This is a genomic window from Acidobacteriota bacterium (genome assembly GCA_016195325.1).
Classification (GTDB): domain Bacteria; phylum Acidobacteriota; class Polarisedimenticolia; order JACPZX01; family JACPZX01; genus JACPZX01.
This window is the reverse complement of record JACPZX010000105.1, coordinates 66,044-84,024: the sequence shown is the minus strand read 5'-3', so window position 1 is coordinate 84,024 and position 17,981 is coordinate 66,044. Positions and strand designations below refer to the sequence as shown.

Annotated in this window: 17 protein-coding genes and 1 tRNA gene; 8 read left to right on the top strand and 10 right to left on the bottom strand. The window is 67.5% G+C overall.

The annotated features are described in order from the left end of the window. From HY049_18220 to HY049_18200, 5 genes are all read right to left on the bottom strand, one after another. A partial coding sequence (locus tag HY049_18220) for a hypothetical protein (protein ID MBI3450836.1) occupies positions 1-447 on the bottom strand: 447 nt, incomplete at its 3' end. A gap of 7 nt (positions 448-454) precedes the next feature. Continuing rightward, positions 455-1,876 carry a UDP-N-acetylmuramate:L-alanyl-gamma-D-glutamyl-meso-diaminopimelate ligase gene (gene mpl / locus HY049_18215; GenBank protein MBI3450835.1) on the bottom strand — a complete coding sequence of 474 codons (1,422 nt, stop codon included), beginning with the start codon at positions 1,874-1,876 and terminating at the stop codon, positions 455-457. Further along, entirely contained in the window at positions 1,876-2,763 is an 888-nt protein-coding gene (locus HY049_18210; protein ID MBI3450834.1) for a two pore domain potassium channel family protein, read from the bottom strand. Before HY049_18210 ends, mpl begins: the two co-directional genes overlap by 1 nt. Positions 2,764-2,799: 36 nt before the next feature. Further along, positions 2,800-3,030, bottom strand: coding sequence for a rhodanese-like domain-containing protein (locus HY049_18205; GenBank protein MBI3450833.1), 231 nt, complete (start codon positions 3,028-3,030; stop codon positions 2,800-2,802). Between the two features lie 2 nt (positions 3,031-3,032). Further along, entirely contained in the window at positions 3,033-3,524 is a 492-nt protein-coding gene (locus tag HY049_18200) for a hypothetical protein (GenBank protein MBI3450832.1), read from the bottom strand. A 73-nt stretch (positions 3,525-3,597) separates the two neighbouring features. On the opposite strand from HY049_18200, the gene HY049_18195 reads away from it, so the two are divergent. The 3 genes from HY049_18195 to arsS all read left to right on the top strand — a co-directional run bounded on the left by HY049_18195 (position 3,598) and on the right by arsS (position 5,834). After that, positions 3,598-4,338, top strand: coding sequence for an urease accessory protein (locus HY049_18195; GenBank protein ID MBI3450831.1), 741 nt, complete (start codon positions 3,598-3,600; stop codon positions 4,336-4,338). A gap of 98 nt (positions 4,339-4,436) precedes the next feature. Continuing rightward, positions 4,437-4,769 carry a carboxymuconolactone decarboxylase family protein gene (locus HY049_18190; protein MBI3450830.1) on the top strand — a complete coding sequence of 111 codons (333 nt, stop codon included), beginning with the start codon at positions 4,437-4,439 and terminating at the stop codon, positions 4,767-4,769. Positions 4,770-4,799: 30 nt separating this feature from the next. Beyond that, positions 4,800-5,834, top strand: a complete 1,035-nt coding sequence (gene arsS / locus HY049_18185; protein ID MBI3450829.1) for an arsenosugar biosynthesis radical SAM protein ArsS — start codon at positions 4,800-4,802, stop codon at positions 5,832-5,834. A 37-nt stretch (positions 5,835-5,871) separates the two neighbouring features. On the opposite strand, the gene HY049_18180 is transcribed toward arsS, so the two are convergent. After that, a complete protein-coding gene (locus tag HY049_18180; protein ID MBI3450828.1) occupies positions 5,872-6,699 on the bottom strand; it encodes a hypothetical protein in 828 nt (275 codons plus the stop codon). A 149-nt stretch (positions 6,700-6,848) separates the two neighbouring features. Between HY049_18180 and HY049_18175 the strand changes: the two genes are divergently transcribed. From HY049_18175 to glgB, 3 genes are read left to right on the top strand one after another with little or no spacing between them, the layout of a single operon-like run. Continuing rightward, positions 6,849-7,601: a DUF1326 domain-containing protein gene (locus tag HY049_18175; protein MBI3450827.1), complete on the top strand. Its 753-nt coding sequence runs from the start codon at positions 6,849-6,851 to the stop codon at positions 7,599-7,601. 58 nt (positions 7,602-7,659) lie between these two features. Then, entirely contained in the window at positions 7,660-8,142 is a 483-nt protein-coding gene (locus HY049_18170) for a peptidylprolyl isomerase (GenBank protein ID MBI3450826.1), read from the top strand. Beyond that, positions 8,117-10,372 carry a 1,4-alpha-glucan branching protein GlgB gene (gene glgB / locus HY049_18165; protein ID MBI3450825.1) on the top strand — a complete coding sequence of 752 codons (2,256 nt, stop codon included), beginning with the start codon at positions 8,117-8,119 and terminating at the stop codon, positions 10,370-10,372. The genes HY049_18170 and glgB overlap by 26 nt, the downstream gene beginning before the upstream one ends. Positions 10,373-10,416: 44 nt before the next feature. Here the strand turns inward: glgB and HY049_18160 are convergent, their stop codons facing one another. Continuing rightward, positions 10,417-10,779: an RNA-binding protein gene (locus HY049_18160; protein MBI3450824.1), complete on the bottom strand. Its 363-nt coding sequence runs from the start codon at positions 10,777-10,779 to the stop codon at positions 10,417-10,419. 212 nt (positions 10,780-10,991) lie between these two features. Between HY049_18160 and HY049_18155 the strand changes: the two genes are divergently transcribed. Further along, positions 10,992-11,068 (top strand) — tRNA-Ile (locus tag HY049_18155). Between the two features lie 21 nt (positions 11,069-11,089). Further along, entirely contained in the window at positions 11,090-12,097 is a 1,008-nt protein-coding gene (locus HY049_18150) for a zinc-dependent alcohol dehydrogenase family protein (GenBank protein ID MBI3450823.1), read from the top strand. A 100-nt stretch (positions 12,098-12,197) separates the two neighbouring features. On the opposite strand, the gene HY049_18145 is transcribed toward HY049_18150, so the two are convergent. The 3 genes from HY049_18145 to HY049_18135 form a co-directional block, all read right to left on the bottom strand. Continuing rightward, a complete protein-coding gene (locus tag HY049_18145; protein ID MBI3450822.1) occupies positions 12,198-13,733 on the bottom strand; it encodes a tetratricopeptide repeat protein in 1,536 nt (511 codons plus the stop codon). 679 nt (positions 13,734-14,412) lie between these two features. After that, the gene (locus HY049_18140; protein ID MBI3450821.1) at positions 14,413-15,759 is read right to left on the bottom strand and encodes a hypothetical protein; all 1,347 of its coding nucleotides are present in this window, start codon (positions 15,757-15,759) and stop codon (positions 14,413-14,415) included. 45 nt (positions 15,760-15,804) lie between these two features. Then, entirely contained in the window at positions 15,805-17,838 is a 2,034-nt protein-coding gene (locus tag HY049_18135) for a S9 family peptidase (GenBank protein MBI3450820.1), read from the bottom strand. Positions 17,839-17,981 lie beyond the last annotated feature (143 nt).

Sequence of the window (17,981 nt, the reverse complement as noted above, 5' to 3'; positions counted from 1 at the left end):
GGAATCCCAGCGATTCGGGTTCTTCCAGTCCTCGGGCGGCTCCGGCGGCTCGTCCGGGAGTGTCGCGCTGCTTGGAGGATTCTGGAGGCACTTCAGGATGTCGGTCACCTCCGGCGGGGATACACCCCGGCTCACATCCGCCTCGATCATCGACTGGTACTCGGGGTGTCTCTGGAAGACCTCACAGATTGCCGGGAGAATGTCTCTTTGGTAGTTCCACTTCGGCTTGTAGCCCGGAACTGGAGGAAGGCGCAGATCCAGCATCGCCGCACTGATGTTTTCGCGTTTGAACTCGATCGAACCGCGTGACCGGGACGCGAGTTTCGGCTGGAGCGAACGTAACAGCGCCGCTTTGTTGATCGGTCTGCCTTCGATCACGAGACGCAGCATTTCGAAGTAGTCGCGCACAATCTCTCGAAGCTCGCTCGTCGACCATTTCTCGGGCATGAGAACCTCAGCGCGATCGAGCCGAATCGGCGGCATGTCCGCCGAGCCGGTCCAGCACCTTTCGATGCACCCCCCCGAACGCCCCGTTCGACATCACCAGGACGACGTCGCCCGGGCGCGTCTCCTCGGCGACGTGTGCCACGATGGCGTCGACCGTGGGGATGTAGAGCGCGTCGAGGCCCCGGCCCCTGAGGTCCGCGACGAGCTTCTCGGCGTCGAAGCGCTCGCCCTCCGGAGCGCGCTCGGGGTGATCGACGGCGGCGATGACGGTGCGATGGGCCGCATCGAACGCCGTCGCGTACTCCGCCTGGAAGACGCTGCGCCGCGTCGTGTTCGTGCGCGGCTCGAAGATGGCCCAGACGTCGCGCCCGGGGAAGCGCGAGCGGACTCCGCGGATCGTCTCGCGCACCGCCGTGGGGTGGTGGGCGAAATCGTCGAGGACCGTCACCCCCGCCGCCTCGCCGACGATCTCCTGCCGCCGGTGGACGCCGCGGAAGGTGACCAGCCCCGCCGCAATCTCCGCGTCGGCCAGGCCCAGCGACCGCGACGCCGCGATGACCGCGAGGGCGTTCGCGAGGTTGTGGCGACCCGTCATCGGCGTCGAGAAGCGCATCGGCGGACGGCCGGACGAAGACGCCTCGAACGTCATCCCCGAAGGCCCAGCGGAGATCTCCCGCCCTCGGAGCGACCCGGCATCGAGGCCGTACGTGACGACCGGCGCCCGCGCCGCCTCGGCCAGACGCACGACTCGCGGATCGTCGGCGCAGGCCACGAGAGTTCCGTCGGCCGGGACGATGGCGATGAACTTCCGGAAGGCCTCCTCGACCGCCTCGATCGACGCGAACATCTCGGCGTGGTCGTACTCGACGCTCGTCACGATCGCCGTGCGCGGGCGGTAGTGGAGGAACTTCGGCCCCTTGTCGAAGAAGGCCGTCTCGTACTCGTCCCCCTCGACGACGACGTGAGGCCCCGAGCCGAAGCGGTACGACCGCTCGCTGCCGATGAGGACGCCGCCGACGAGGAACGACGGATCGCGCCCGGAGGCGAGGAGGACGTGGCTCATCAGCGCCGACGTGGTCGTCTTCCCGTGCGTGCCGGCGACGACGATTGAGTGGCGCCCCTCGAGGACGAACTCGCCGAGGGCCTCGGGCATGCTGACGTGCGGGAGGCCCCGCGCGAGAAGCGCCTGGACCTCCGGGTTCGCGCGGCCGACGATGTTGCCGACCACGATCACGTCGGGCGCGGGGTCGAGGTTCTCGGCGCGGTACCCCTTGAGAATCGGGATCCCCATCGCCTCGAGCATCGTCGAGATGGGCGGGTAGACGTCGGCATCCGAGCCGCGGACGGCAAGGCCGGCGTCCTTCAGGAGCCCCGCGAGCGAGCCCATCCCGGTGCCGCAGATGCCGATGAGGTGCGCGGTGCGGGGCATCAGGCGAGGGACCGCGAGAGCGCCTGCACGCGATCCATCCAGCTCTTGAGCGAGGGGGCGTGGGAGCGGGGGACGCACTCGCCGCAGATCTCCTCGGCGAGCGTCGAGACGGAGCGGAGCGTGGACGAGAAGGGGGCGGAGCGCTTCAGCTCGCGCTGGGAGGCGAGGAGGTCCGCCAGCTCGTTCAATCCGGCGGCCAGGCTCGCGAGGATCGACTCGAGGACCTCCTCGTCGGGGACCTGCTGCGGCCGGTAGAGAAGGTCGTGCACGGTGCGCAGCTCCCCGACGAAGACGGTCGTGGCGCTCTCGATGCGCGCCATCATCCTCACGGGATCGACCGTTCGGCCTTCGCACGCTCCCGCGATCTGCTGCAGCTCCGAGAGGACGAGGTGCAGGTTCGATCGCACGCGGCCGAGCCGGTCCTCGAACGCGATCCGGTGGATCTCCTCGACCATGTCCTCCTGCTTCCGCGAGACGAGCTTCGAGATGACGCAGCCGAAGATGATGAGCCCCGCCGCCCCCTCGGCGATCGCGAGCGGCCGCGCCGGCCCGACGGGGACGACGTCCCCGTAGCCGATCGACAGGGCGGTCACGAAGCTGAAGTAGAGGGCCTGGAGAAATCCCTCGATCGACGCGTCGACAGGGTTGGAGCCGGCGAGGAGGCCGTGGCCGTGCCAGGTGTCGGCCAGCCAGTACAGGACGCCGAAGGCGAGGATGACGGCGAACCAGAGGGCGAAGAGGCCGCCGATCGTCCGCTCGGCGAGGAGATCGATCGCGGCCGCGGACACTCGCCTCGGGGCCGCCGCCGCTCCCGACTCGATACTCTCACCGCTCGCCTTCCAGTCGGCGAGACCTCCGGCATAGTGGCGCACGTCGGTGTAGCCCATGTCCCTCAGCAGGCCGACCGCCCGCGCGCCGGCGTCTCATGTGAAGCTGGCGCAGTAGACGGCGATCGACTGGGAGAGATCGGGAAGAACGGCGCGCGCGCGGGCGGGAAGATCGGCGAGCGGGAGGCTGACGGCCCCCGGGATGTGGGACGACTTGAAGGAGGCGCGCGCCAGCACGTCGACGATCCGGAGCGTGGCATCCGAGAGGCGCGATCGAATCTCGTCGCGCGAGATCTCGTGGGCCGATCCGGTGATCGTCGCTCCCATCGTCACTCCATCCAGACCTTGAGGGCGGCGAGCGTGGTCCCCTTCTCGTCGCTGCTGACCGGGTAGACGCAGAACTTCGAGCCGCTCCTGAGGTGGTAGACGATGATGGCTCCGAGGTCCGGGCGCGACGAGATGGTCGCGTCGCTCTGCTGGAAGGAGCCGCGCTGGCGCCCGTAGATCTCCCACATGGAGTTGAGCGCGAGGCTGTGGATGTTCGCGTCGGTCTTCGGGATGAAGGGATCGAACCTCACGATCTTGCCCGGCCAATGGAGGTTCGGGAAGACCGACACCTGAACCCTGGTCCCGCTGGCGATCGTGGCGGCGAACTGCTTCTCCGGGGCGTTCGGATCCGTCGCGGGGGCCTTCGACTTCGTGGCGGGTGCTTTGGATGGGGCCGCACCGGCCGCGGCGACGAAGGCGATCGCGAGCGCAAGCGCGAGGGTCGCGAGCCGGCGCAGGCCGATGGATCGGTGGGCGACATTTTCCGTGGCCATGGTGTGCCTCCGGGAGGACCTGCGGGTGCTTCAAGGATACTCCAACTCCGGCGTCGGTTAGAATGAGCCTTCCATGGACACGACCATCCTCTCGGCGCTCGGGGTCGGATTCAGCCTGGGCCTCAAGCACGCGCTCGACGCGGACCATCTCGCCGCAGTCGCCACCATGATCGGCGATCGGCGGCGGACGGTCCTCGGCGCGTCGCTCGTGGGGGTGAGGTGGGGTGTCGGGCATGCGGTCGCGCTCACGGCGGCGGGGCTCCTCGTGGTTTTCACGGGCCTCCAGATCCCTCCCGGCGTGGCGGCGACTCTCGAGGGCGTCGTCGGGGCTGTGCTGATCATTCTCGGCGCGAGGCTTCTGTGGGGCTTCCGTCGCGGCGCGGTCCTCCACAGCCACTCGCACGCGCACGGCGGGGGCGAGCACCTTCACCCGCACGTCCACCGTCCCGGGACCGACGCGGCTCACGCGACGCACCACGGGCTGCCGGCCGGCGCGCGGCTGATCGCGAGCCGCCCGGGCTCGAGCCTGAGGCCCTTCCTCGTCGGCCTCCTGCACGGGATGGCGGGGAGCGCGGCCCTCATGCTCTTCATCATCGCCACGATCCCGACCGCGGGAGCGAGGCTCACGTACATCGTCGTCTTCGCGATCGGCTCCACCCTCGGGATGGCCAGCATGAGCGCGCTCGTGGGTCTTCCGTTCGCCCTCGGGGGGGCGACGGCCGGCCGGATGCAGGCCACCCTTCGCGTCGCGGCGGGGCTCGTGAGCGTCGGGATAGGCCTCGCGATGGCCCTCGGCTTCCTCCTCGGGGCCTGAGCCCGCGGACACGCGCGAAACCCGGTGCTAGGCTTCAGGCTTCCGGCTCCCGCAGCGATCGAAACCCTTGAGAGCGCCGCGGCATCGAAAGGGGACTCATGGAGACCTACTACCATCCGAAAGACCTCGGACACTTCGCCGACATGGCGAAGGGCAACCCCGCGCTGTGGGAGAAGTTCATGGCCTACTACAGCGCCGTCTTCGCGGAAGGGGCGCTCACCGAGCGGGAGAAGGCCCTGATCGCGCTTGCGGTCGCGCACACCGTCCAGTGCCCCTACTGCATCGACGCGTACACGCAGGCGTCGCTCGAGAAGGGATCGAACGTCGAGGAGATGACCGAGGCGGTGCACGTGGCCTGCGCCATCCGCGGCGGATCCTCCCTCGTCCATGGCGTGCAGATGCGGAACGTGGCCGCGAAAATCTCGATGTAGGCGTCACCCGGAGGGCCCGTGCCCCTTCTGATCCGAACGCTCAAACAGCGGGACAATCCTCTCGCCTCCGCGAGGGAGCAGGTGCGCCGTCTCCAGGCGCCGGGCGAGGTCGCCCGGTTCGAGGATCGGATCGCCCGGGCCGGCCTGCAGCCTCTGGCGGCGAGCGGCATCACCACCTTTCAGATCAACGTCGGCAAGGTGTGCAATCAGACGTGCCGCCACTGCCACGTCGACGCCGGCCCCGATCGCCGCGAGGTCATGACGCCGGAGACGGCCGAGCTGTGCATGGCCGCCCTCGCGCGCACCGACATCCCCACCGTCGATATCACCGGCGGCGCTCCCGAGCTGAGCCCGAGCTTCCGCTACCTCGTCGAGGAGTCGCGCCGCCTCGGCCGGAGCGTCATCGATCGCTGCAACCTGACGGTTCTCCTGATCCCGTCGCAGGCCGACCTCGCGGCCTTTCTCGCCTCCCACAGGGTGGAGATCATCGCCTCCCTGCCGTCGTTCTCGTCGTCCCAGACCGACGCGCAGCGGGGCGAAGGGGTCTTCGACAAGTCGATCGAGGCGCTGCATCTCTTGAACGGGCTCGGCTACGGCCGGGAGGGGACGGGGCTCTCGCTCAACCTCGTGACGAACCCCGTGGGGGCCTTCCTTCCGGCGGGGCAGAGGTCCCAGGAGGCGCACTTCAAGGCGAAGCTCGCGCGCGAGCACGGCGTCGTCTTCAACCGGCTCTACACCATCACGAACATGCCGATCAGCCGCTTCCTCGAGTTCCTGATCGAGTCGGGGAACTACGAGGGGTACATGGAGCGGCTCGCCACCGCATTCAACTCCGCGGCGGCCGAAGGGGTCATGTGCCGCTACACCCTCTCCGTCGGGTGGGACGGCCGCCTGTACGACTGCGACTTCAACCAGATGCTGGATCTCACCGTCGATCACGGCGCGCCCACGCACATCCGGGACTTCGACGCGGCGTCGCTCTCCCGGCGGCGGATCGTCACCGGGAACCACTGCTACGGCTGCACGGCCGGCTCGGGCTCGTCCTGCGGCGGGAGCATCGCGTGACGGGCGGTCGAACGACGACCTGACGGCGTCCGAGGGATCAGCTCGAGGCGGGGAGCGAGCCGAGCCACGCGTCGAGGGCCGCGACCTCGTCCGGCCCGAAGAGCCACTGGTGCCCTTTCCCGGGGATGTACCGGACCGTCAGCGGGACCCCCGCCCGGCGCCATTTTCCCTCGACTTTCTTCCAGGTGGCCGTGACCGAGTCCTTCTCGCCGACGAGGACGAAGACGGGAACGCCGCGCGTCGCGTCACCGGGCGGCACCTCCATGAGCTCCTGCTTCCCCTGATCGCTCACGATCGGGTACGCCGCGTCGAGGATCACTCCGCCGTAGTTCCCGGGACGGCTGTGCCAGAGCGCGATGGCGAGCTGCCCGCCGCCGCTGAACCCCATGAGGAACGGTCGGCGGGCGTCGATCCCGGAGACTCCGGCGACCTCCGGGATCGTGCGGCCGAAGAGCCGGCGCGCCTCTTCGTCCGTCCACCCCGCGAACGATTTCTCCGTGATGACGAGGAGGGAGAGGTGGTGCTTCAGAAAGATGGGGGCGAGCTTCTCGACCTCCTGGTTCCAGGAGCCGCCGGTAGGGTGGAGCCAGATCACCAGACGGCTGGGCCGCCCTTCCGTTGAGCCGGCCGGCATCGTCAGCCGGTAGGGAAACCCTCCCGGCGGAGTCCCCTCGAGGACCGTCGGGGGAGCCGCGACGCCCGGGGGCTCCGGCGCGGCCGGGGGGACCTGGGCGTCCAGGGCCGCCACGTGGACGACCGAGGCGGGCGCCGCGAGGAGCGCGATGAGGAGCGCCCGCGCAACCCGGAATCCCGGTGGCCGGGGGGGTGCGGGCGGGCGGCCCGCGGGAATTCGTCGGGAATGCATGCCTCGATCTGACACACGAGCGGGCCCGTCGGGTCAAGCCCCGGCGGGGGAGATCGGTTGATTCCGGAGCGGGCCCCCCGATAGAATCGGCGCCAGTCCACGGTCGGCGGTATTCCGCGTCGAAACGAACGGTCGAGGAGGAACGAAAGATGGCACGTCGTCCGCTCATCGCAGCACTGGGTGTCCTTCTACTCGTCACGGCAGCCACCCTTGCGGCCGAGGCGCCGAAGGCCGAGGCGAAGACCCCCTGGAAGATCACGGGGCAGCTCGAGGAAGCCTGCTCGTGCAACGCCGCCTGTCCCTGCTGGTTCGGCTCGAAGCCCACGCGCATGTCGTGCGGCGGTGGCGAGTTCGTCTTCATCCAGAAGGGGACGTACGGTGCCACCCAGCTTGACGGACTCGCGTACGGGTTCATGGGCGAGAGCCCGGACAATGAGTCGATGATGGACTCGATGGGGAACTGGAAGTTCGCCTACCTCTACATCGACGAGAAGGGGAGCAAGGAGCAGCAGGCCGCCCTTCGCGACATCGCGGCGCACACCCTTCCGGCCGAGGCGTCGAAGAAGACCGAGATTCGAGTTGTTCCGATCGCGCGCGAGATCAAGGGGAAGGAGCACAAGGTCACGCTCGGGCAGTACGGCACCTTCACCGGGCACCTGATCGAGGGAGGCCTCGGCGGCAGCACGAAGATCACCAACCCTCCGGGCGCCGATCCGATCCACAAGACCTACGAGCAGGGGGCCACCGCCGAGCTGAAGTACACCGACGCGGGCGCGAACTACGACTACACGGGCTCCAACTACATGTACGGCACCTTCGAGGTGAACAACGAGCAGTACGAGAAGTGGACCGCCGGCCTCATGCAGAAGATGAAGGCCATGCAGAAGGAAACGAAGAAGTAGCCCTGACCTCGCGCCTTCGATCTTTCGTGTCGGGACGATCGTCCCGGGGAGGAATCGCTTGAAGACCGCACTCATTCTCGCTTTTGTCGCGGCCGGGAGCGTCGCCGCACCGGCGGCCGCGCCGCCCGAGCAGACCAAGCCCGCCGAGGCGGCCAAGCCCGCCGAGCCCGCGAAGGCGGCCGAGCCGGATCACATCCAGGTGCAGCACATCCTGATCGGCTTCAAGGGATCGGTCCCCGGAAAGAACATCACGAGATCGCTCGAGGACGCGAAGACTCTGGCGTATCAGCTTCTCGAGCGCGCCCGGAAGGGCGAGGATTTCGACGCGCTGGTCAAGGAGTACACGAACGACATGCCGCCGGGCATCTACTCCATGTCGAACAACGGCGTCGCCAACAACCCCGGGGAGTTTCCCCGCGGGAGGATGGTCCCCGCCTTCGGCAACACCGGCTTCCCGCTGAAGGTCGGCGACATCGGCATCGCGGACTACGACCAGAAGAACAGCCCCTACGGATATCACATCGTCAAGCGACTCAAGTAGGGTGGCGGCGCAGCGCGGATCGTCGAAGGCCCGCGTCGATCGCGACGCGGTCGAGGCGATCTGCGCCGGCCGTCATGGCGATCCCTTCGCCGTCCTCGGGCCGCATCCCGCGGGCGACGGCGCCAAGCGCGGCTGGTCCGTCCGTGCGTTTCTCCCGGGCGCCCACGCGGCCGGGGTGCTCGTCGCGGGCGCCGCGCGCCCCCTGCCGATGGAGAAGATCCATCCCGCCGGCTTCTTCGAGGGCTCCCTCGACGCGGAGCCCGGCGCGTACCGGCTCAAGGTCACGTGGGCCGACGGCGCCCTCGAGGAGATTCACGACGCGTACGCCTTCCCCCCCGTCCTGACCGACTTCGACCTGCACCTGTTCTCGGAGGGGACGCACCAGCGTATCTACGAGAGACTCGGGGCCCGCCCGATGACGCTCTCGGACGTCGCCGGCTACCACTTCGCGGTCTGGGCTCCCAACGCGGCGCACGTCAGCATCGTCGGGGACTTCAACTTCTGGGATCGCCGGCGATTTCCGATGCGGCCGCGCGGCAGCAGCGGGGTCTGGGAGCTCTTCGTCCCGGGCGTCCGCGACGGGGCGCTGTACAAGTACGAGGTCGCCTCACGCCACCACGGCTACCGATCGGATCGCGCCGATCCGTACGGCCGCGCGATGACGCTGCGCCCCGACACGGCGTCGGTCACGCGCGACCTCGACGGGTACGCCTGGGCGGACGCCGAGTGGATGGCGGAGCGCCGCAGGCACAACGCCCTGGACGCGCCGATGGCGGTGTACGAAGTCCATCTCGGATCGTGGCGGCGCGTGCCGGACGAGGCCGGCCGCTGGCAGACGTATCGCGAGATGGCCGACACCCTCGTCCCTTACGCGAAGGCGATGGGGTTCACGCACATCGAGCTCCTGCCGGTCACGGAGCATCCGTTCGACGGCTCGTGGGGGTATCAGCCCACGGGGTACTTCGCGCCGACGAGCCGGTTCGGAACGCCGCACGACTTCATGCGCTTCGTCGACGCCTGCCATCGCGCGGGGTTGGGCGTGATCCTCGACTGGGTCCCCGCACATTTTCCGGACGACGGCCACGCGCTGGCGTACTTCGACGGGACGCACCTCTTCGAGCACGAGGATCCGCGCCTGGGAGTCCACAAGGACTGGAACACGCGCATCTTCAACTTCGGGAGGAACGAGGTCCGGAACTTTCTCCTCGCGAGCGCGCTCTTCTGGCTCGAGAAGTACCACATCGACGGCCTGCGCGTGGATGCCGTCGCCTCGATGCTCTACCTCGACTACTCGCGCGAGGAGGGGGAGTGGATCCCGAATCGTTTCGGTGGTCGCGAGAACCTCGAGGCGGTCGAGTTCATCAAGAAGTTCAACGAGATCGTTCACCAGGCCCACCCCGACGTGCTGACGATCGCCGAGGAGTCGACGGCGTGGCCCATGGTCTCGCGCCCGACCTACATGGGGGGTTTGGGGTTCGATCTGAAGTGGAACATGGGCTGGATGCACGACATGCTCGACTACATCGAGAAGGATCCCATCCACCGTCGATACCACCAGGAGAAGATCACCTTCTCGCTCCTGTACGCCTTCACCGAGAACTTCATGCTGCCGCTGTCGCACGACGAGGTCGTCCACATGAAGGGCTCGATGATCTCGAAGATGCCGGGGGACGACTGGCAGAAGTTCGCGAACCTCCGAGCGTTCTACGGATTCATGGTCGGGCACCCGGGCAAGAAGCTCCTCTTCATGGGAGGGGAGTTCGGCCAGTGGGCGGAGTGGAACCACGACGTGAGCCTCGACTGGCATCTGCTGGGGCTCGACGCCCACCGCGGGCTCCAGAGGTGGGTGCGCGATCTCCTGCACCTCTACGCGGCGGAGCCGTCGCTGCACCAGATCGATTTCGGGTGGGAAGGGTTCGAGTGGATCGACTTCCGCGATGCCGACGCCAACGTCGTCTCGTTCCTCAGGAAGGGGCGCGATCCCGCGGATTCGGTTCTGGTCGTCACCAACTTCTCGCCGGTCCCCCGCCACGGGTATCGCCTCGGCGTGCCCGCGGCCGGACACTACCAGGAGCTCCTCAACAGCGACGGGCAGTCGTATGGCGGGGGGAATGTTGGGAACCTGGGGGGCGTCGAGTCGGACGAAATCCCGCACCAGGGCCGGCCGTATTCGTTGGCGCTGACACTCCCGCCTCTGGCAACCGTCTACCTGAAGCGGGAGCGGGCCTAGTTCATCGACTCGATTTCAGCGAGTTGCCTGTTTTTTGTCGGCGCTCAGTAGCCGCCGCGAGGGCCGCCGAAGCCGCCGCCGCGAGGTCCACGACCACCGCCGCCGCCGGGGCGTCCGCCGCCACCGCCGGGACGTCCACCACCACCGCCACCACCGCCGGCCATGCCCTGAGGCTTGGCCTCGTCCACGTTCAGAGCACGGCCGCGAACCTCACGGCCACGGAGCTCCGAGATCGCCTTCTGACCCGCTTCGCGCGCGGGCATCTCGACGAACCCGAACCCCTTGCTGCTCCCCGTGAACTTGTCGGTGATCACGTTCGCCGAAGAGACCTCACCGTAGGGCTCGAACATCCCCCTGAGATCGTCATCGGTCATTTCGTACGACAAATTGCCGACGTAAATCCTCACCGCGTACCTCCTCCCCGGCCGGAGCGCATACTTACGGTGGGAGTCGGATGGACTTTCCGGCCTCACCTATTCCGGCGAGTCGCCCCATGTTACCCCATGAGCCACTCAAGATGACAGCCCCCCTTAATGATCGGGGGAAACGGTTGAACTCCGGGGGGCTGCGCGCCCCGGCGGGCGCGAGGGTGGTAGGATTCCCGTGTGCGAGCCGTTGGGGGCCCATAGCTCAGCGGGTTAGAGCGGGAGACTCATAATCTCAAGGTCGCAGGTTCGAGTCCTGCTGGGCCCACCAAGCCGCCCTCGAGAGCACTTCATGAAAGGGATGCGACTCCGCGAGATCGGGCCGCTCGCCGCCGGCCGCCTCCTGCTGGAGGAGTTCGCGGCGCCCGAGCCGGGTCCCGGCGAGGCGCGCATCCGCGTCTCGGTCTGCGCCACCTGCCGGACCGACCTCCACATCATCGAAGGGGATCTCCCGGCGGCGACGATGCCCATCGTCCCCGGCCACCAGGCCGTGGGTGTGGTGGATCTCCTCGGCCGTTCGTGCTCGCGCCTCCGCGTGGGCGAGCGGGTCGGGATCGCGTGGCTTCGGGGAACGTGCGGATCGTGCGCCGAGTGCCTCCGCGGCGACGAGAATCTCTGCCCGGCCGCCCGCTTCACCGGGTATCACGCCGACGGGGGGTACGCCGGGTGGGCTCTCGTGCCGGAGGCGTTCGCCTACCGGATCCCCGAGGTCTTCACGGACGAGCAGGCCGCGCCGCTCCTCTGCGCGGGGATCATCGGATACCGCGCTCTCCGCCGGAGCGAGGTTCCCCCCGGCGGCCGCCTCGGGATCTTCGGCTTCGGCTCCTCCGCGCACGTCACGATCCAGATCGCGCGCCACCGCGGGTGCGAGGTCTTCGTCTTCACCCGCGAGGAGGCGCACCGGCGGCTCGCGCGCCGGCTGGGCGCCGCGTGGGTGGGGGAGACGTTCGATCCGGCGCCCGCGGCGCTCGACGGCGCGATCCTCTTCGCGCCAGCAGGGGAGATCGTCCCTCACGCGCTGCGGTCGCTCCGCGCGGGCGGGACGCTGGCGCTCGCCGGCATCCACGTCTCGACGATTCCGGCGATGGAGTACGGGCCTCACATCTTCCGCGAGAAGCGGCTCACGAGCGTGACGGCGAACACGCGCGCCGATGGCGAGGAGCTGCTCCGCGAGGCGGCCGGCATCCCGATCCGGCCTCAGACCCGCCTCTACCCCCTCGAAAAGGCCGTGGAGGCGCTGACGGACGCGCGCGACGGAAGGGTCGAGGGGACCGCGGTGCTTTCGATTTCCGGGAGGTAGAAGAGACTGCGCCGATGCCAGCAGCGAGTTCCGAGAATCAACCAATGTTTCTCGAGATCTGTTTGAGTGCCCGCAGTCGCTCCCGAGCTTCGGAGACGTCTTAACCAGCTCGCGGATTTTCGCCGTAGATCTGGAGAAGCCGCTGGCGGATGTCATGCGACTCCTCGAATGCCGCAGTCGCGGCAACAAGGTCACCGCTGTCCCGACGCGTGTCACCGAGCTTTTGCAGGCTGACCGCGACGACCCGGAGCGTTAGTGGGTTCTCGCCGTAGGACCGGAGAAGGCGCCGGCGGATGACGAGAGACTCCTCGAAAGCGGCCGTGGCGGCAGCGAGATCACCTTTGTCCCGCCGCACATCGCCGAGCCTCTCAAGGCTGACGGCGACATCCCCCAGCGTTTGTGGATTCTCGCCGTAGGTCTCCAGAAGGCGTCGATCGATGCCAAGCGACTCCTCGAAAGCGGCGGTGGCGGCAGCGAGATCACCCTTGTCCCGCCGCACGTCGCCGAGCCTCTCGAGGCTGAAGGCGACATCGCGAAGCGTTTGTGGGTTCTCGCCGTAGATCTGGAGAAGTCGTCGATCGATGTCAAGCGACTCCTCGAACGCGGCCGTGGCGGCAGCGAGGTCATCGCTTGCCCCGCGTACGTCGCCGAGCCTTCCCAGGCTGACAGCGACGTCCCGAAGCGTTTGCGGGTTCTCGCCGTAGGTCTGGTGAAGGCGCCGGCAAATGGCGAGCGACTCCTCGAAGGCTGCGGTGGCGGCAGCGAGATCACCTTTTTCCAGCCGCACGTCTCCGAGCCTCCCAACGTCGATGGCGAGGTCCCGAAGCGCTTGCGGGTTCTCGCCGTACGTCTGGAGAAGGCGCCGGCAAATGTCGAGCGACTCCTCGAACGCGGTGGTGGCAGCAGCGAGGTCACCCTTGTCCAGCCGCACATCTCCGAGTCTCCCGAGGTTGACGCTGACGTCCCGAAGCGTTTGTGGGTTTTCACCGTAGGTCCGGAGAAGGCGCTGGCGGATGGCGAGAGACTCCTCGAAAGCAGCGGTGGCGGCAGCGAGATCACCGCTGACCCGCCGCGCATCACCGAGCTTCCCGAGGCTGAGGGTGACGTCCCGAAGCGTTTGTGGGTTCTCGCCGTAGGTCTGGAGAAGGCGCCGGCGGATGGCCAGTGACTCCCCGAAGGCGGCGGTGGCGGCAACGAGATCTCGATTGTCCAGTTGTACGTCGCCGAGCTTCTCAAGACTGACCGAGAGGCTCAGAAGCGCGTCCGAATCTGCGTTGTTGGTCACCACCTGCTCGCGGGCGAGAACGACGCTCTCCTCGTACGAGCGGAGGGCAGACTCGGTATCCCCTCTCTCGCTCGCGTAGCTACCGCGATGACGCAGCCACCCGATGATCCGCGGATCACGACTACCGCGCGCCATCTTAATGGCACGATCGATGTGCTCGAACGCCGCGGCGGGGTCTCCAATCGCCTCTTCCGCTCGACTGAGAACCCAGAGCGCCCCGGACAACTCAGTAGACGCCCTTCCCGAGCCGTCTTCGAGTAGCGCGACAGCCTCTCGTGCCGAGTCGGCAGCCTGTGGCGCCGAATCCTCGACGATGAGACGCTGCGCGAGGAGTGTGAGCGCCAGCGCCAACCCTCGGGGATCGGGCGGAGTTGAATGCCGGCGGCGATGCACCTCGTCCCGCGCGAATGCAATATCAGGCGAAGGGGTGCCCGAAGGACTCGGAGTCACGTCTCCCGCGTCCAGGGGGCGGCCAAGAAACGCACTACCTCGGAACCGCTCCGATGAGAGCGGCAACTCGACTACGAGCGATCGAATCGACCAGAGATCGGGAGCTGCATCGCGGGCGCGCGACTTGACGTGCGGCGGCGCTGCGAGGATGACACCACCCCAACGGCGACGGCGAAGCGCATCTCTCCGCTCGTTCAGGCGGAGGAATAGCTCGTCCCACGCCGTTGTCCAAGGAGTCGAAGTACTGTCATCAGCAAGCGGGGAATCGGCGCGGATGGCTTCCACCCAAAGGCATTCACCGACCGACGAGTCGGGAACGAGCAAACTCGAAGCCAGAGTCGAGAGTTCCTCTGGTGACCCAGGTCGCAACACTCGGCAGTTCTTCGCGCGAGTCTTCAGAAAGTGCTCGGATCGGCGCTCAAAGACTCGGACTTCACGGGGAGAAGACGAGAAAACAAAGCCCAGCCAGAATCCGGTGGCCAGATCGAGTTGCCGGCGAAGCCGTGCCCACTCCATCTCTCCCGCGGCGCTGAGACTCTCTTCCGCGGAGCTGGCTTCGTCCATGCTGATAGCCCTGAACTCAGGACGGCGAAGGGCGCGAGCTCGCCAGCTGTGCCTGAGCCCGGATCTCTTCGAGGATGAGCGGGTGAACGTCGTACCATTCCGAGGCATTGCGGTAGCAAAGGACCAGATGTGTGTCGAGGAATCGGGCCAGGTCCGGGAGGCGAGCGGCATCTTCGAGCGACGCTTTGTGGGTGCGGGCGATCCTCTCCAGCCAAACTGCGTCCGCATCCGCGATGGGAAGAAACTCAGTCCGGATTTGGTTGACTGCGGCGTCGACGGTCGGCTTGGGTACCGGGAGCGCACCTGCGCGCCTGACGATTTCCGCCACGATGCGGAGAAGGTCACGAAGGTGTCCCCCGGACTGAAGTATCAAGCCGTCCAAGACCGCTTCCTCGCCCAGTAGTTTCTTCCAGTCTCCGCGCTGTCCCACGACACGCCTCATCGCTTCTAGCCCGGGCTTGAACGGTTTCCCGTCGTGCTCGTGCCTGATCTTGAGTGCGGGCAGAACTTGAACGCCTCCGGGAGCGAAAAGCGATCCGAGGTTTGGGTACCGGACCTTCAGGTAGGGTGGAACCGTGTAGACGACGTGGAGATAAGGGAACTGAAGCTTGTCGGCGTGACCAGCGAAGAGAGTCTCGACCGAGCTTTGGACCGCCGATGCATTCACGGACGTGCCGCGGATGTGTTCCACGGAGTCCACAAGAAGCACGATCTTGGCGTCTGCCCCGTGTTCCTTCCGAAGCGTCTTGACGGATTCTTCAACGTAGGCACGAACATCCGCGACGAGCGCCCCAAGGAATCCCGCCATCTTCTTTTGGAGCAGTTGGCGAAAGCTCGGGTCGCTCTTCAGGTTGGCCTTGAGCGTACCACCGATGGAGACGGGTCCCTCAGTCTTCGCTTCCAGCTCCAGCTCTTTGAGTGAAATATTGGTCCGCGTGAAGAAGTTCACGAGCCGAGTCCAGTAGCTCTCTTGCGCCGGGTGCTTCTTCAGGAGTGACTGAGCGGCAACCGCATCTCCGAATGCTCCCGCCAAGGCCACCAGAAAATCGCTCACGTCCACGTTGGTCGAGAGGTTTAGGTAATCCTCGATGTCACAAAGCAACACCACGTGGCCGGCCGCCTGAAGACGCTTCTGCAGGCGTCGGAGTTCGGTGCTCTTGCCGGTCCCACGAAACCCGGAGAGGAGCTGGACGCTTTCTCCTGACGTCCACTCGATCCCTCGGGCCAGGAGCTCGACCGGATCGTTTCCCTTGAGCTCGGGGACTTCGTAGAGATGGACGTACTGCTTGTCGTCGGGTTCGAGCGGTCGATCGGTGAGGTTTCCGAAAAACTCTCGAAGGAAGTTCTGGTCCAACGGTGCCATGGGTTCAGTCTAGCCCACTCTAGCGCCGACTGACGAGGCCGGACGCTACCCCGCCATGTCGAGCTGGTCGAACAGGAACGAGTAGATGTCGGTCTGCTCGTCGAGCTGCTTGGCGAGAGGCTTCCCGGCGCCGTGGCCCGCCCGGGACTCGATCCTCAGGAGGACGGGTCGTCCGACGGCTCGTGTCGCCTCCTGGAGGCGCGCGGCCATCTTGCGGGCGTGCATCGGATCGACGCGCGTGTCCGACTCGGCCGTCATGAGCAGCACCGCGGGGTACGCGACTCCGTCACGCACCCTGTGGTAGGGCGAGTAGGCGTGGAGCCACTCGAACTGCCGCGAAACGTCCGGGGATCCGTACTCGTGGATCCAGAGCTTCGCGATCCGGAAGTGGTGGTAGCGGAGCATGTCGAGGAGAGGCACGGCGCAGATGGCCGCCCGGAAGAGGTCGGGGCGCTGCGTCAGCGCGGCGCCGACGAGCAGCCCGCCGTTGCTGCCCCCCTGGATCGCGAGCCGCTCCGGGCGAGTGTACCCGCGGGCGACGAGGTGCTCGGCGGCGGCGATGAAATCGTCGAACACATTCTGCTTGTTGCCGAGCATCCCCGCCTCGTGCCACGCCTCGCCGTACTCCCCGCCGCCGCGGAGGTTCGGGATCGCCATCACGCCGCCGCGCTCGAACCAGAGGAAGGCGTCGCGGTCGAACGCGGGGGTCAACGACACGTTGAACCCCCCGTAGCCCGTGAGGAGGCACGGGTGGCTGCCGTCGCGGCGGAGGCCGCGGGCGTGCACGACGAACATCGAGATCGGCGTCCCGTCCCGGCTCTCGTAGCGCACCTGCTCGATCTCGAAGGCGCCCTCGTCGATCGGCGATGCGACGCTCTCCCACAGCGAGACCTCGCCCGTGCGAAGATCGAATCGGAAGACCTTCGGCGCGACGGTGAACGACGTGAACCCGTAGTGGAAGACCGGGTGATCCCACTCGCCGGACATCGAGAAGACGGTTCCGAGCGCGGGCAGATCGATCTCCCGCTCGAGGCGCCCGTCGATCGTGAAGACCCGCAGGCGCGAGCAGGCGCCGTGGAGATAGTGGGCGACGAGGCGGCCGCCGTACGCCCCCACCGACTGCAGGACGTCCGCGGAGGGGGGGATGACCTCGCGCCAGCCCGATCGCCCCGGCCCGGCCGGGTCCGCGGTGTAGACGCGGTAGGTCGAGGCCCCCTCGTTCGTGTGGATGAGCAGAAGCTCGTTCAGCGGCTGGACCGAGTAGAGGGCGTCCGACCCCTCGATCACGGGGACGAACGCGCCCCCTCCGCGAAGATCGCGGAGATAGACCTCGGACTTCTTCCACCCCTGCGACTCCTCGACGATCAGCCATCGTCCGTCGCGAGAGATCTCGACGTTCGGCCAGTCGTCATCGGCCCGCCCCTCGCCGAAGATCGCCGGATCGCGCGACGGATCGTCCCCGAGGCGATGGTGGAAGACGCGGCGACGGTAATTCTCGTCCCCGGCCGCGACGCTCCCGGGCGCGGGATAGCGCGTGTAGTAGAACCCTCTCCCGTCCGGCTCCCACGCGACGGAGCAGGCGCGGGTGTCGGGGATGACGTCGGGGAAGTCGGCGCCGGTCTCGATGTCGCGAACCCTCAGCGTGCTGCGCTCGCTGCCGCTCTCGGAGGTCCCGTACGCGACGCGGAGCCCGTCGTGGGAGATGTAGGACCAGTCGAGCGCCGTGGTCCCTTCCGTGGAGAGCCGGTTGGGGTCGAGGAGGACCCGGTCCTCGCCCGTCGTCTCGTCGCGGAGGCGAACGACGGGCTGGTTCATCGAGCCGTCGCGGCGCGAGTAGAAGAGCCGCCCCCCGCGAAGCACCGGGACCGAGATGGAGCCGACCGCCAGGAGGGCGCCGAGACGCTCCCGAATCCGGGCGCGGCCCAGGACCGCACCCAGCGTCGTGCGCGTCCTCTCGTTCTGGGCAGCGACCCACTCCCTGACTTCGGGAGCATCGCCGTTCTCGAGCCACCGGAAGGGATCCCGCACGACGTGGCCGTGAAGGATCTCCTCGGTCGCGTCCCTTCGTGTGGCGATCATGGATGCTCCGTGACGCGCGCGGCGGGGCGAACGAGGTCCCGGATGGTTCGTGCGCGCGGCTTCCGTCCCCGGGAGGCCCGCATGATAGCAACCGATGGAGCGCCCGCGCACCCTTCCGCCTCAGGACCGACGCGCGGGACAGC

Bases quoted from the DNA above. Each gene is read 5' to 3' on its own strand.
- HY049_18210 (MBI3450834.1), bottom strand. From the start codon at position 2,763: ATGGGCTACACCGACGTGCGCCACTATGCCGGAGGTCTCGCCGACTGG.
- HY049_18205 (MBI3450833.1), bottom strand. From the start codon at position 3,030: ATGGGAGCGACGATCACCGGATCGGCCCACGAGATCTCGCGCGACGAG.
- HY049_18195 (MBI3450831.1), top strand. From the start codon at position 3,598: ATGGACACGACCATCCTCTCGGCGCTCGGGGTCGGATTCAGCCTGGGC.
- HY049_18140 (MBI3450821.1), bottom strand. From the start codon at position 15,759: ATGGCACCGTTGGACCAGAACTTCCTTCGAGAGTTTTTCGGAAACCTC.
- HY049_18180 (MBI3450828.1), bottom strand. From the start codon at position 6,699: ATGCATTCCCGACGAATTCCCGCGGGCCGCCCGCCCGCACCCCCCCGG.
- HY049_18175 (MBI3450827.1), top strand. From the start codon at position 6,849: ATGGCACGTCGTCCGCTCATCGCAGCACTGGGTGTCCTTCTACTCGTC.
- HY049_18135 (MBI3450820.1), bottom strand. From the start codon at position 17,838: ATGATCGCCACACGAAGGGACGCGACCGAGGAGATCCTTCACGGCCAC.
- mpl (MBI3450835.1), bottom strand. From the start codon at position 1,876: ATGCCCCGCACCGCGCACCTCATCGGCATCTGCGGCACCGGGATGGGC.
- HY049_18200 (MBI3450832.1), bottom strand. From the start codon at position 3,524: ATGGCCACGGAAAATGTCGCCCACCGATCCATCGGCCTGCGCCGGCTC.
- HY049_18190 (MBI3450830.1), top strand. From the start codon at position 4,437: ATGGAGACCTACTACCATCCGAAAGACCTCGGACACTTCGCCGACATG.
- HY049_18150 (MBI3450823.1), top strand. From the start codon at position 11,090: ATGAAAGGGATGCGACTCCGCGAGATCGGGCCGCTCGCCGCCGGCCGC.